10 protein-coding genes are annotated in these 13,297 nt (G+C 73.8%); 5 read left to right on the forward strand and 5 right to left on the reverse strand.

The window, feature by feature from the left end; all coding sequences use genetic code 11:
- Positions 1 to 58: 58 nt before the first annotated feature.
- The 3 genes from D459_RS0120870 to D459_RS35550 form a co-directional block, all read right to left on the reverse strand.
- The gene (locus D459_RS0120870; RefSeq protein ID WP_017594951.1) at positions 59 to 655 is read right to left on the reverse strand and encodes a hypothetical protein; all 597 of its coding nucleotides are present in this window, start codon (positions 653 to 655) and stop codon (positions 59 to 61) included.
- A gap of 382 nt (positions 656 to 1,037) precedes the next feature.
- Positions 1,038 to 1,448, reverse strand: coding sequence for a type II toxin-antitoxin system HicB family antitoxin (locus tag D459_RS0120875; RefSeq protein ID WP_017594952.1), 411 nt, complete (start codon positions 1,446 to 1,448; stop codon positions 1,038 to 1,040).
- A 45-nt stretch (positions 1,449 to 1,493) separates the two neighbouring features.
- Positions 1,494 to 1,682, reverse strand: a complete 189-nt coding sequence (locus D459_RS35550; protein ID WP_026120608.1) for a type II toxin-antitoxin system HicA family toxin — start codon at positions 1,680 to 1,682, stop codon at positions 1,494 to 1,496.
- A 269-nt stretch (positions 1,683 to 1,951) separates the two neighbouring features.
- On the opposite strand from D459_RS35550, the gene D459_RS0120885 reads away from it, so the two are divergent.
- The 3 genes from D459_RS0120885 to D459_RS0120895 all read left to right on the forward strand — a co-directional run bounded on the left by D459_RS0120885 (position 1,952) and on the right by D459_RS0120895 (position 9,710).
- Positions 1,952 to 5,326, forward strand: a complete 3,375-nt coding sequence (locus D459_RS0120885) for an AAA family ATPase (RefSeq protein WP_017594954.1) — start codon at positions 1,952 to 1,954, stop codon at positions 5,324 to 5,326.
- Between the two features lie 157 nt (positions 5,327 to 5,483).
- Positions 5,484 to 8,864: an AAA family ATPase gene (locus D459_RS0120890; protein ID WP_017594955.1), complete on the forward strand. Its 3,381-nt coding sequence runs from the start codon at positions 5,484 to 5,486 to the stop codon at positions 8,862 to 8,864.
- Positions 8,865 to 9,056: 192 nt separating this feature from the next.
- Entirely contained in the window at positions 9,057 to 9,710 is a 654-nt protein-coding gene (locus tag D459_RS0120895) for a hypothetical protein (protein WP_017594956.1), read from the forward strand.
- Here the strand turns inward: D459_RS0120895 and D459_RS0120900 are convergent.
- The gene (locus D459_RS0120900) at positions 9,701 to 10,162 is read right to left on the reverse strand and encodes a winged helix-turn-helix transcriptional regulator (RefSeq protein WP_017594957.1); all 462 of its coding nucleotides are present in this window, start codon (positions 10,160 to 10,162) and stop codon (positions 9,701 to 9,703) included. The two genes, D459_RS0120895 and D459_RS0120900, sit on opposite strands and share 10 nt — an antisense overlap.
- 62 nt (positions 10,163 to 10,224) lie before the next feature.
- On the opposite strand from D459_RS0120900, the gene D459_RS32305 reads away from it, so the two are divergent.
- Positions 10,225 to 11,037 (forward strand): DsbA family oxidoreductase, encoded by an 813-nt coding sequence (locus D459_RS32305; protein ID WP_017594958.1) that lies wholly within the window; start codon positions 10,225 to 10,227, stop codon positions 11,035 to 11,037.
- A gap of 211 nt (positions 11,038 to 11,248) precedes the next feature.
- On the opposite strand, the gene D459_RS0120910 is transcribed toward D459_RS32305, so the two are convergent.
- Complete coding sequence (locus D459_RS0120910; protein WP_017594959.1) at positions 11,249 to 12,223, reverse strand: NADP-dependent oxidoreductase; 975 nt, start codon at positions 12,221 to 12,223, stop codon at positions 11,249 to 11,251.
- A gap of 70 nt (positions 12,224 to 12,293) precedes the next feature.
- Here D459_RS0120910 and D459_RS0120915 point away from each other — a divergent pair, with 70 nt between their 5' ends.
- Positions 12,294 to 13,286: a GlxA family transcriptional regulator gene (locus D459_RS0120915; RefSeq protein ID WP_017594960.1), complete on the forward strand. Its 993-nt coding sequence runs from the start codon at positions 12,294 to 12,296 to the stop codon at positions 13,284 to 13,286.
- The last annotated feature ends 11 nt before the right edge of the window (positions 13,287 to 13,297 follow it).

Raw genomic sequence — 13,297 nt, forward strand, 5'->3', positions numbered from 1 at the left:
GCCCTCCGGACACCACCGCGCCGCCGCCCGGCCCAGGCCCCTCCGGGCCGGGCGGCGGTCAGCCGAAGGCCGGCCCCAGGGCGGACAGCTCCGGGTGGTGGCGCAGGTTGTCCTCGCCGAACACCAGGTAGACCAGGAGCACCGCGAGCCAGGGGGCGGCCGGCCCCTGCCAGCGCACCGGCTCGCAGTCGGGGAACATCTGCACCACGGCCCATTCGCCGAGCAGCGCGTGCACCTGGACGTTGCCCTGGTGGTACCAGGACAGCCACCGGGTGCCGTCCACCAGCGCGAGCAGCCGGGTGCTGGTCACGTACACGGTGACCTGCTGGAACTCGCGCCACTGGGCCCGGGCCATCGCCTCCGCGCGGCCGCGCGCCGAAGCGTTGCCGATCGCGTCCGCGGCGAGCCCGGCGGCGACGAACACCGGCGACCCGAAGTAGAAGTTGGAGTTCTGCTGGTAGGTGACGTCCATCCCGTAGTACCGGGAGTAGTCGAGGACGACCGCCGCGTGCGCCTTCTCCTCGGGCTCCAGCCGGACCGGGACGTAGGGCATCTCCGGCAGCGGCTCCCCGCCGAGGAGCGCCGCGCGGAGCTCCACCGCGGACTGCCAGCCCTGGTTCCAGACCCCGTCGAGGGTCGGCACGTTGTCGGTCATGGTGTGCTCCGTCGCATCACGATCGGCAAGGGGAGGTCCACGCCCGCCCCGGCGGCGGAACGCCCCCGCCCCACCGGTTCCGGTACGTCGACGGGATTCTACGCAGTACCGCCCCACTCCAGGACGGACAGGCGGCCGCCCCGGGAACGGCCGGTGCTTCCTCCTGCACCGCCCCCGGCCCGGAGGGCCGAGGCGCCGCTTCATGCGCCCTCGGCCCTCCAGGGCGTCTCAGCGGCGCCCCGACGGCCTCGCCGCGCCCCCGGGGCGGCCGAACCGTCTAGGAGGGGGACTCCCAGATGGTCAGCTCGATGGTGTTCTCGCCTCCGCCTTTCGGAGCCGCGGTCACCTCGGAGCAGGCCGGGAGGCGTCGGCCTTCCGGAGGTCAGGCGGCTTCGCCGGCGCGGTGGTCGTCGTCCCTGGTGAGCTGGGAGACCCGCTGGTAGGAGATGCCGAGGGCCCGCCCGGCGTCGCGGACGGTGAAGCCTTTGCGAGTGAGGACGAGGGCGGCGTCCTGGAGGGAGCGCTGCTTCGCGGCCTCGGCCCGTTCTGCGGCCTCGCGGGCCTGCCGGGCCGCTTCGATGGCCTGGGCGGCCTCCTCGTCCTCCGGAGCGAGGCGGATGTCGAAGGAATCGGCGGGAACGTCGAGCAGCCCGGCGATCGCGTCCCGGGCCATCTCCTCGGCCTCGGTCCAGTTCCGCCCCTGGGTGAATCCGGCGGTGTTCTCCGGCAGGTCGTGGATGGTGACGGACCAGAACCGCCCGTCCCGTGCGGCGGTCGCTCTGAAAACGGTCAACACTCCTCCTGTACTGCCTCCGGCCCGGAGGGCCGAGGAATCGCCTTAAGCGTCCTCGGCCCTCCGGATGATCGCCTTGGCGGTGCCCTCGGCGATCTCATTGTGCCTCGGGACCGGGATGCGCAGTCGGCCGAGGAGCCAGATTTCGTGCGCTCCCTGTCTCACGAGGACGAGGTCGACCTCCTTGTCGGTTGCGATCTCCCGGAGTCGTCGCATGAGGTCTTTCCTCTTCACGGTCGGTAAGTCTAGGTTAGGCGAACAGAAATTGTCTAAGCAAGGCGAACAGAAAGGTGTCGGGGGCCCGCTAAGGAGGGAGGAGAGGCGGGGTGCCGCCCGGAGCTGCGCAGCGGGCGGAACGCGAAGAAGCGGCCGGACATGGCCGCCGATGGCCGAACGCGGGGCGGGGGCGGGCGATACCGTACGGAACACACCGTTGGGGGCGTGTGTCCGGGCCCTGCGGTGCGGAAGAGGGTTCGCGGCGACTGGTTCTCTGGGGTGCATGGATGTTCACGGTCCAGGTGTCGAAGACCGCGCGCGGCGCCGCGTCGGACCTCAATGAGATCCTGCGGCACCCGCAGTGCGCGGGCATGGACCTGTACCTGCACGTCGACCCGGGCGAGTACGTGGTGCCCGAGGCGCACCTGGTGGACCGGCACGTCGTGGTGGTGCCGACCGAGGGGCCGGGGACGGTGACGGTGGCCGTCGGGCGGGCGCCGGTGTTCACCGTCGCATCCGGGCGGCTGGAGCTGTACGGGGTGGACCTGGTCGGCGGCTCCGAGGAGGACCCGCCGGTGTCGCTGCACCCCGGGGCGTCGTTCTACGCCCAGGACTGCACGTTCACCGCGCCCTCGCAGATCGACGCGCACCAGGCGCCGGTGGAGCTCGTCCGGTGCCGGTTCGAGGGCGGCGGGCTGGCCATGTTCGGCGGCGGCGGGAGCGTCACCGAGACCGTGTTCGACGGCGCCTGGCTGACCGTGGGCGGCGCCGGAGCCGCCCAGCTGGAGGGGCTGTCCTTCACCGGCTCCGGCGGCGCCGCGGGCATGGCGGTCACCGCGCAGGCCGAGCCGGTGGTGCGGGACTGCTCCTTCGAGGGGGCGGGCTCGGCGGAGAAGCCGGCGCTGCTGGTCGCGGACGGGGCCGCCCCGGTGCTCACCGGCTGCAGGCTCGGCGGCAGCCCCGACATCTCGGTGCTCGTCACCGACCGGGCCCGCGCCGTGTTCACCGGGCTGACCGTGGACGGCGGCGGCCCCGGCCGCGCGTCGGTGCACGTCGAGGGCGAGGCCGAGGCGGTGCTGGACGGCTGCGAGATCACCGGCGCCGGCATCGGCCTCTACGTCAGCGGCGCCCAGGCGCGGGTGGCCGACCTGCGCGTCACCGGCCCGTCCTGGCAGGGGATCCTGGTCGACGGCGGGCGGATCACCGGCGAGGGGGTGCGGATCGAGGACCCCGAGGCCAACGGACTGCACCTGCGCGAGGCGCGGGCGCTGCTCTCCTCGGTGGAGATCACCGGCGCCGCGGCCGGCGCGGACGCCGCCTACCCCAGCCTCTACCTGGAGGAGAGCCGGGTGGAGCTGGACGGGCTGCGGGTCCTGGGCAACCGCGGCAGGCAGGCGGTGACCGCGCAGGGCGGGGGCGGGGCGCTGCGCCGGGTGGAGCTCTCCGACATCGGCGGCGGCCTGTGGGTCGCCGAGGGCTGCTCGCTCACCGTCGACGGGCTCACCGCCACGATGTGCGGCAGCAACGCGATCAACGTCATGTCCGGCGGCTACGTCGAGGTCACCGGGGCCAAGGTGCGCACCACGGTCAGCGACGGGGTGCACGTCGGCGACGGCGGCCGGCTGCTGATGAAGGAGTCCGTGGCCGGCGGCGCCGCGGGCGGCGTGGGCGTCATCGACGGCGGCACCGCCACCCTGGAGGACACCCTGCTCTCCGGGGCCGGCCGGGCCGGGGCCGCGGTCACCGGCGGCGGCCGGCTGCACATGGTGCGCTGCACGGTGCGGGACAACGGCGAGCCCGGCGTGTACGCGGAGGAAGGTGCGGTGCTCCAGCTGGTCGACACCGAGCTGGAGGGGGTGGAGCAGCGGGTCGGCGCGTTCACCGGCGACGAGGAGAACGGGCAGGCCTGGGCGGTGGTCGGCACCGACCGGCCCGCCCCGGGCCCCGCCCCCGACCCGGTGGACCCGCCGCCCGCCGCGCCCGCCGAGGGCGCCCGCCCGCTGGAGGAGGTGCTGGCCGAGCTGGACGCGATGGTCGGCCTGGACGGGGTGAAGCAGGAGGTCCGCTCCCTCATCGACCTGCAGCGGGTGAACGAGCGGCGGCGCGGCGCCGGCCTGCCCGAGCTGGACTTCAGCCGGCACCTGGTGTTCTCCGGCCCGCCGGGGACCGGCAAGACCACGGTGGCCCGCATCTACGGGGAGGTGCTGCGCTCGCTGGGCATCCTCCGGGAGGGCGTGTTCATCGAGGCCTCCCGGGCCGACCTGGTCGGCGAGCACCTGGGCGAGACCACCCGCAAGACCACCGAGCTGTTCGAGCGGGCCCGAGGCGGGGTGCTCTTCGTCGACGAGGCCTACGCCCTCTCCCGCACCTTCGGCTCCGGTTCGGACTTCGGGCAGGAGGCCATCGACGCGCTGATCAAGCTGATGGAGGACCTGCGCGACGAGGTCGTGGTGGTCTTCGCCGGCTACTCCGACGAGATGCGCACCTTCCTCGCCGCCAACCCCGGCCTCAAATCGCGGGTCTCGCGCACCATCGCGTTCGAGAACCTCGGCCCCGACCAGCTCACCGCGATCTTCACCGGGATGGCGGAGGGCAAGGGGTACGTGCTCGGCCCCGGCGTGCACGACCTGGTGGTCCGGCACTTCCGAGCGCAGGTGCGGGACGAGTCGTTCGGCAACGGCCGGGAGGCGCGGCGGATGTTCGAGGAGGTGGTGCAGCGTCAGGCCAGCCGGCTCGTCGCGGACGGCGGGACCACCGCCCGCGAACTCGCCCTGGTGCTCCCCGCCGACCTGGAGGGCGTGGTGGACCCGGGGCTGGCCGCCCGGCTGGGCGCCCCGCGCGACGAGCGGCAGGCGCGCGCCCTGACCGCCCGGCTGGAGTCGATGGTCGGCCTGCACGACGTCAAACGCGAGGTGGCGGAGCTGACCAGCCTGATCTCGGCGGGCCGGCGGCGGCAGGCCGCCGGACTGGAGGCCCGGCTGCCCTCCCGGCACCTGGTCTTCGCGGGCCCGCCGGGGACGGGGAAGACCACGGTGGCCCGCATCTACGGCGAGCTGCTGGCCGCGCTCGGCGTGCTGGCCCAGGGCCAGGTGGTCGAGGTGGGCCGGGCCGACCTGGTCGGCCAGTACGTGGGGCAGACCGCGCAGCGCACCCGGGAGGTGTTCGAGAAGGCCCGCGGCGGGGTGCTCTTCATCGACGAGGCCTACGCCCTCTCCCGCGCCGCGGGCGCGGCCGATTTCGGCCAGGAGGCGGTGGACACGCTGCTCAAGCTGATGGAGGACTTCCGCGACGAGGTGGTGGTGATCGCGGCCGGCCACACCGGCGAGATGCACGGCTTCCTCACCGCCAACCCCGGCCTGGCCTCCCGCTTCTCCCGGACCGTGGTCTTCGCCCCCTACACCGCCGAGGAACTGGCCGCGGTGTTCGCCGCCACCGCCGCCGAGGCCGACTTCGCGGTCCCCGAAGCCACCCTGGCCGCGGTCGGCGGCGCCGTCCGCGCCGACCCGGACCGCTTCGCCCACGGCAACGGCCGCGAGGTGCGCAAACTCTTCGAAGAGAGCACCGCCCGCCAGGCCCGGCGGATCGAGCGAATGGCCCTGTCCGGCGAGGACCCGACCATCGAGCAGCTCCGCGACCTGCTCCCGGAGGACGTCCGCCCCTAGCACACGGGCCGGAGCACACCTCCCGGAACCCTCCGACCGGGCTCGGGATGCCCTACAGGGCAGGCGATAGCGTACGGAGCGCACCGCCGCGAACACCGGTGGTCCGGAGCGCGGCGGTGCGGACGTCCTCCCGATCCCGGTCCAATGGAGTGCATGGATGTACACGGTCCACGTGTCGCAGACGGCTTACGGCGCGGTGTGGGGCATCGAGGAGGCCCTGAGGCATCCGCACTATGCCGGGGCCGACCTCTACCTGCACGTGGACCCAGGGCACTACACGGTGTCGAACACCCAGGTCATCGAGCGGCACGTGATGATCGTGCCCACTCAGGGGCCGGGGACCGTGGCGGTGTCTCTGGTGGGCGAGCCGACCAACGTGTTCAACGTGCGCAAGGGGCGGCTGGAACTCTACGGCCTCGAGGTGAACAGCCGGGCCGAAAAATATCCACCGGTGTACATGCATCCGAAGACGTCTCTTGTGGCCGTGGACTGCGTGTTCAAAGTGGAAACCGAGGTCTACGCGAAAGACGCGCAGATCGAGGTGAAGAAGTGCAGGTTCATCGGCAGCGGCCTCGATGTGAACCGTACCGGCGGGTTGGTCCTCGACACGGTCTTCGAGAAGTCGTGGGTCGTGGTCCGAGGAGACGCGGACGTGGAACTCAGAGGGCTCCGCTTCTTCGACTCGGTGGGCAAGTTCAATGCCCTGTCCATCAAGGTGGGTGCCAGGCCGCACGTGGCGGACTGCTTGTTCGAACACGCGGGCGGGCCGGACCGTCCTGTGGTGTGGATCGGCGATTCCTCCCCGCGGATCCACAACTGCCATCTGGTCGGTAGCAAGGGGACACCGGTCTGGGTGCAGGGAAAGAGCGATGCGTTCTTCTCCCGGCTCGACATCGAAGGAGGAGGACCCGGACGAAGTGCCGTCGGTGTCCGCTCGGGAGCCCGGATCACGATCGAGGGCGGCCGAGTGGCCGGTGTCGAGGGAAGCGGGCTGGACGTTGAGGATGCCGTGGCCACCGTGTCCGATCTTCGACTCGAGGACACCGGGCGGAACGGCATCGCTGTGGGAAACGGGCGCATTACGGCGAAGCAGGTCCAGGTCATCGGGGCCGGGAGAAGCGGGGTCAACCTGGAGGACGGTACGGCGGCGCTCGAAGACGTGGAGGTCACCGAGCGGGCTGAGGGGAGCGTCGATAAGACGTACCCCGCCGTGATCCTCGACGGGACCCGTACCGAAGGGCGCCGATTGAACATCAGCGGGGGAGGGCAGAAGCTGGGCCTCACGATCGACGGGGGCACGGCGTTCCTATCGGATCTGCGGATCTCCGACGTCAAGGGAGGGGTTTTCGCCTGGAACGACGGGGTCGTCAAGATCGACGGCCTGACCTCGGAGGAGAACACGGGGAACGCCCTGAGCGTCTGGGGCGGGAGCCACGTAGAGGTCGTCCGTGCGCAGTTGGCGCTCTCCGGAGAGGCCGCCGACCGGGTCACCACCGTGTACGTGAAGGACGGTGGCCGGGTCGTGCTCAAGGACTCCGCCGTCCATAAGGGGATCCAGGGGATCGGGGTCGCTGCAGGTGGAAACGCCACGGTGGAGGAGACCGTGTTCTCAGGGGCAGGCGAGAACGGTGCCGTGGTCGTCGAAGGCGGCCGCCTCCGCCTCGTCCGCTGCACCCTGCGCGACAACGGCACCCCCGGCGTCTACGTCGAGGACGGCGCGATCCTTCAGCTTGAGGACACCGAGATGGAGGACGCCGGTCCCGAGTTCACCGATGGGACCTACGGCATGGTCAAGGTCCCCGCGGGCAGCGGTGGTGCGGACTCTTCCGGCCCCTCCTCGGAGGACGGCGCCCGGCCGCTGGAGGAGGTGCTGGCCGAGCTGGACGCGATGGTCGGCCTGGACGGGGTGAAGAAGGAGGTCCGCGCGCTGATCAATCTCAACCGGGTGAGCGAGCAGCGGCGCGAGGCCGGGCTGCCCGAGCTGGAGATCAGCCGGCACCTGGTGTTCTCCGGCCCACCCGGCACCGGCAAGACCACGGTGGCGCGGCTCTACGGCGAGATCCTGTGCTCGCTCGGTGTGCTCAGCGGCGGCGGGTTCATCGAGGCGTCCCGGGCCGACCTGGTCGGCCAGCACTTGGGTGCGACCACCGGCAAGACCACCGCGCTGTTCGAGAAGGCGCGCGGCGGGGTGCTCTTCATCGACGAGGCCTACGCGCTGTCCCGGAAGTTCGGCTCCGGATCCGACTTCGGGCAGGAGGCCATCGACGCGATGATCAAGCTGATGGAGGACCTGCGCGACGACGTGGTGGTGGTCTTCGCCGGCTACTCCGACGAGATGCGGAAGTTCCTCGCCGCCAACCCGGGGCTGAAGTCGCGGGTGTCCAGGGTCGTCGCGTTCGAGAACCTCGCCCCGGAGCAGCTCACCACGGTCTTCGCCGGTATGGCCGAGGGCAAGGGCTACGTCCTCGGAGAAGGGGTCCGCGAACTGGTCCTGCGGCACTTCCAGAACCAGGTGCGGGACGAGTCGTTCGGCAACGGCCGGGAGGCGCGCCGGATGTTCGAGGAGGTCATGCAGCGCCAGGCGGGCCGGATCGTCGACACCGGGGCGACCAGCGTCGAGGACCTGACCCTGGTGCTGCCCGAGGACCTGGACGGGGTGGTCGACGCCGGCCTCACCGCCAGGGTCGGCGAGGCCCGGGACGCGGGGCAGGCCGAACGGCTCCTGGAACGGTTGGACGGGATGATCGGCCTGGCCGCGGTCAAACACGAGGTGTCCGAGCTGACCGCCCTGATCTCGGCCGGCCGGCGGCGGCAGGCCGCCGGGCTGGAGGCGCCGCTGCCCTCCCGGCACCTGGTGTTCGCCGGGCCGCCCGGGACCGGCAAGACCACGGTGGCCCGCATCTACGGCGAGCTGCTGGCCGCGCTCGGGGTGCTCGCCGAAGGGCAGGTGGTCGAGGTGGCCCGGGCCGATCTGGTCGGCCAGTACGTCGGGCAGACCGCGCAGCGCACCAGGGACGTCTTCGAGAAGGCCCGCGGCGGGGTGCTCTTCATCGACGAGGCCTACACCCTGGCCCGGCGGGGAGGCAGCGGGCACGACTTCGGCCAGGAGGCCATCGACACGCTGCTCAAGCTGATGGAGGACTTCCGCGACGAGGTGGTGGTGATCGCGGCCGGCTACACCGGTGAGATGGACGGGTTCCTCGCCGCCAACCCCGGCCTGGCATCGCGGTTCTCCCGGACCGTGGTCTTCGACCCCTATACCGCGGACGAGCTGGCCGCGATCTTCGGCGGGACCGCCGAGGCCAAGGAGTACACCGTCCCCGAGGCGACGCTGGCCGCGGTCGGCGGCGCCGTCCGCGCCGACCCGGACCGCTTCGCCGACGGCAACGGCCGCGAGGTGCGCAAGCTCTTCGAGGAGAGCGTGACCCGGCAGGCCCGGAGGATCGAGCGGATGGCGCAGCAGGGGGAGGAGCCCGGCGTCGAGCAGCTCCGCGAACTGCTTCCCGAGGACGTCGCCCCGGAGTGCGGGGCGCACTGAACCCGGGCGTCTCCGCCGGGGTGCCGGGCGGGCCGCTCCGGTGCGGGTTCGGTGGGGGCGGCGGTGTGACACGGCGGATACCGGGCCGCTCCACCGCCGGGGTCGAGCGGAACGGTGGCCGAGCGGAGATAAGGTGACGTTCCGTCCCCCGCGCGATCACTCGCGATCACTTGAGGAGAGCAGGCGGAGCAGGTGTCCACCCCCGGTTCTGAGCAGAGCGGCTCCGACGGCGACGGCTCCGGAGGCCCGCCCGGCGGGCGGTTCCGGGCGCGGTGGGCCTCCTGGACGGACCTGTTCTCCTGGGTCGTGTGGTCCGGCGGCATGCTCTGCCTGGGCGGCGCGCTCCTGCTGGTGGTGCAGTTCACCGCGCGCCTGGGCGACCTCGGCACCCCGACCAGCCGGGTGTGGATCCCGCTGGTCGGCGGGATCGCGGTGCTGGTGGTGCTCGGCGGGCGCGTCGTGCACCGCACCGGCCGCCCCCGGGAGGCGCCCGCGGCCGCGCCCCGGGTCCGTCCGGCGGAGCGGTCGGCCATCCGGGCCGCCGCGCTGCTGGTGGCCTCCAGCGCGGGCTGGGCGGCGATCCGGGTGATCCCCGGCGGCCCGCTCCGCTCGGTGCTCCCCGAGTTCACCCGGGGCTGGCCGTGGTACACCCACGCGCTCTGGATCGCCTGCCTGATGCTGCTGGTCGGCGGGGTCCTGCTGGCCTTCGCCGGGGAGGGCGACCGCTCCGGCCGGACCGACCGGACGGACCGCCCCCGCGCGCCCGGCGGCCGGTGGATGGCCTACGCCTTCGCGGGCCTGATCTTCCTGACGGTGGCCGGCGCCGGCGCGACGGTCTACGCCTGACCCTGTGCCTGACCCCGCGCCCGCCCCTGCGCCGGCGCCGACCGCGCGTCATAGGCCTCCTGGGCGGCGATCACCTCCGGGGCGCGCCGGGCGATCCAGTCGACCAGTCCGCCCAGCGGCTCGGTGAGCTCGGCGCCCAGCGCGGTGAGCGAGTAGCTGACCTGCGGCGGGGTGGTCGGCTCCACGGTGCGCTCCACCAGGCCGTCGCGGGCGAGGGTGCGCAGGGTCTGGGAGAGCATCTTCTCGCTGATGCCGCCGATCCGGTCGCGCAGCCCGGCGAAGCGCACCGGGCCGCCGGCGAGGGTGCGCAGGATGAGGACGCCCCACCGGCCGGTCACGTGGTCCAGCACGATGCGGGCCGGGCAGTCCGGGTCGAAGACGGTGCCGGCGGCCGGCGGATCCCCGGCGGCCTGCCGGGAGGGAACCTGTGTGCGCTGCGAACTTACGTCCATGCCCGGAGCCTACCTTGAAGTGGGTACTTACCTAGAGAAAGCCGCACACCTATGGTGAGCCCATGAGCGATGCGAACGGTACCGGAGCGGGCGGCGCGGCCCCCGTCTCCGTCGAGGTCTGGACCGACCTGGTGTGCCCGTGGTGCTACATCGGGAAGCGGCGGCTGGAACGCGCGATACGGCTGGCCGGGCTGGGCGAGCGGGTGCGGGTGCGGTGGCGCAGCAGCGAGCTGGACCCGCACGGCGGCCCCGGCGGCGACCTGGCCCTCCCCGACTACATGCGGCGCCAGGGCCTCTCCGCGGCGGAGATCGCGCTCCGCCTCTCCTCGGTCGGAGCCCAGGCCGAGGAGGAGGGCCTGGCCTACCGGTTGGACCGGGCCCGCCCGGTCAACACCCTCGACGCGCACCGGCTGGTCCACCTCGCCGAAGAGCGGGGCATCGGCGGCGCGGTCCAGGAGCGGCTGATGCGCGCCTACGCCTGCGAGGGCGCGGTCCTCTCCGACCGGTCCGCCCTGGTCGGCCTGGCGGCCGAGGCCGGACTGGAGGCCGGGGCCGCCGCCGAGCTGCTGGAGAGCGGTCGGCACACCGACACCGTCCGCGCCGATGAGGCCCGCGCCGCCTCCCTCGGCCTGCACGGCGTCCCGTCCTTCCTGTTCGGCGGGGAGCACGCGGCGTCCGGAGCCCGCTCCGCGGAGGAGCTGGCCGCCCACCTCCGCCGCGCGGCCGGCGCCTCCGCCCCGCCGCCCGGCGGAGCGGCCCCGCACGGCTCCGCCTGCCCCGTCGGAGGCGGCCGCTCCGGTGACCCCGGGGACGGTGCCTGCGCGGCCTCCCCGGCGGCCGCCGAGCCCGCCTCCGAGGGGACGTCCGCCCCCTGACCGGAAAGAGCCCCCGGCCGTTGCGGCCGGGGGCTCTCTGCGCAGCGGACACGTCCCGCAGGTGCGGGGCGGGCGGCCTTCCCCGGAAGGAAGACCCGGCCCCCGCCGGAGCATCCCCGCAGGCCCGGGGCGGGCCCCTGCCGGTGTGCGATCTTCTCGGCCGGGGCGGGCGTCCCCGAAGAGCCGCAGCCGCCTCGCCGCCCGCGGACCGCTACTCGGAGACGGAGAGCACCAGCTTGCCGGCGACGCGGCCGGTTTCGCCCTGGCGGTGCGCGTCGGCCGCCTTCTCCAGCGGGAAGACCCCGGCGACCTCCGGGCGGAGGGCGCCGGAGCGGGCCAGGGCCGCGATGGCGCGCATCCCGGCGTGGTCGTCCTCGACGATCATCTCCACGCCGCGCACGCCCAGTTCCGCGGCGGCCGCAGGGAGCCGGTCGGTGCCGGTCGGCAGGATGCTGACCACGATCCCGCCCGGGCGCAGCGCGCGCAGCGACCGGATCGGGGTCTCTCCACCCAGGGTGTCCAGGACGACGTCGACCTCGCCGGCCGCCTCCACCGGGTCCTGCTCCCGGTGGTCGACGACCTCGTCGGCGCCCAGCCCGCGCACGAACCCGTGCTTGGGGGCGCTCGCGGTGCCGATGACGTACGCGCCGCGGGCCTTGGCGATCTGCACCGCGAAGTGGCCGACCCCGCCGGCCGCCGCGTGCACCAGCACCCGCTGCCCCGCCTGCACGTCCGCCGTGTCGACCAGGGCCTGCCAGGCGGTCAGCGCGGCCAGCGGCACGGCGGCCGCCTGCACGTGGTCCAGCTCGGCGGGCTTGGCGGCGAACGCGCGGGCCGGCCCTACCGCGTACTCCGCGTGCGCCCCCGCGCCCCACGGGTAGGGCAGCATGCCGAACACCTCGTCGCCCGGCCGGAACAGGGTCACCCCGAGGCCGACCGCGGCGACCGTCCCGGAGACGTCCCAGCCCAGCACGTACGGCGGGTCGCCGAGGAACCGGCGGCCGGAGCGGTGCTTGTAGTCGGTGGGGTTGACCCCCGCCGCCCGCACCTTCACCAGGACCTCCCCCACCCCGGGGGAGGGGACCTCCTTCTCGACCAGGTGCAGCACCTCGGGGCCGCCGTGCTCGTCCTGGGAGACCGCCCGCATCGCCGCGGGCACCTGCGGAGTGTCGTTCGCTTCGCTCATGCCTCCCAGGATGCCGCCCGCACCCCGGCGGGGAAATGGCATGATCGCCATCATTCGATACGATCCGGCCATGCACCGTGTGGCCGTACTCGCCCTGGACGGCGTCTACCCGTTCGAACTCGGCATCCCCGCCCGCGTCTTCGGCTCCGCCGGGGACCTCTACCAGGTGGTGACCTGCGGCGCCGGCCCCTCCGGGGCCGTCGCCACCCAGGCGGACTTCCGGATCGCCGTGGACCGGGGCCCGGAGGCGATCGACACCGCCGACACCGTCGTCGTCCCGCCGTTCTCCGCGGAGCCGCTCCTCTCCGCCGGGCAGGCGCCCCCGGGCGCGGCCGCCGCGCTGCGCAGGGTGCGCCCCGGCGCCCGCCTGGTCTCCATCTGCACCGCGTCCTTCCTGCTCGCGGCGGTGGGCCTGCTGGACGGCCGGCGCGCCGCCACCCACTGGCGCCAGGCCGACCTGATGCGCAGGGCGTTCCCCCGGGTCCGGGTCGACCAGGACGCGCTCTTCGTCGACGAGGGCGACGTCCTCACCTCGGCCGGCGCCGCCTCCGGCATCGACGCCTGCCTGCACCTGCTCCGCCGGGACCACGGCGCGGAGACCGCCAACCGGGTGGCCCGGCTGTGCGTGGTGCCGCCGTGGCGGGACGGCGGCCAGGCCCAGTACATCGAGCGCCCGGTCCCCGAGGAGGGCGACACCGGCACCGGGCCGACCCGGGAGTGGGCGCTGCGCCGGCTGCACCGCCCGCTGAGCCTGGCCGAACTGGCCGCGCACGCGCGGATGAGCGAGCGCACCTTCGCCCGGCGGTTCCGGATGGAGACCGGCACCAGCCCCGGGCGCTGGCTCACCGGGCAGCGCGTGGCCCGCGCCCGCGACCTGCTGGAGGCCACCGACCTGCCGGTGGACCGGGTCGCCGCCGAGGTCGGCTTCGCCACCGCCGCCTCGCTCCGCCGGCACATGCACGCCGAGATCGGCGTCGCCCCGCTGGCCTACCGGCGCACCTTCCGCTCCGCGGCGGACCGGCCCGGGGCGGGGGAGGCGGCGCCGACTATCGTGAAGGCGTGAACCCGCCCCGG

The organism is Nocardiopsis potens DSM 45234, from assembly GCF_000341105.1.
GTDB classification, from domain to species: domain Bacteria; phylum Actinomycetota; class Actinomycetes; order Streptosporangiales; family Streptosporangiaceae; genus Nocardiopsis_A; species Nocardiopsis_A potens.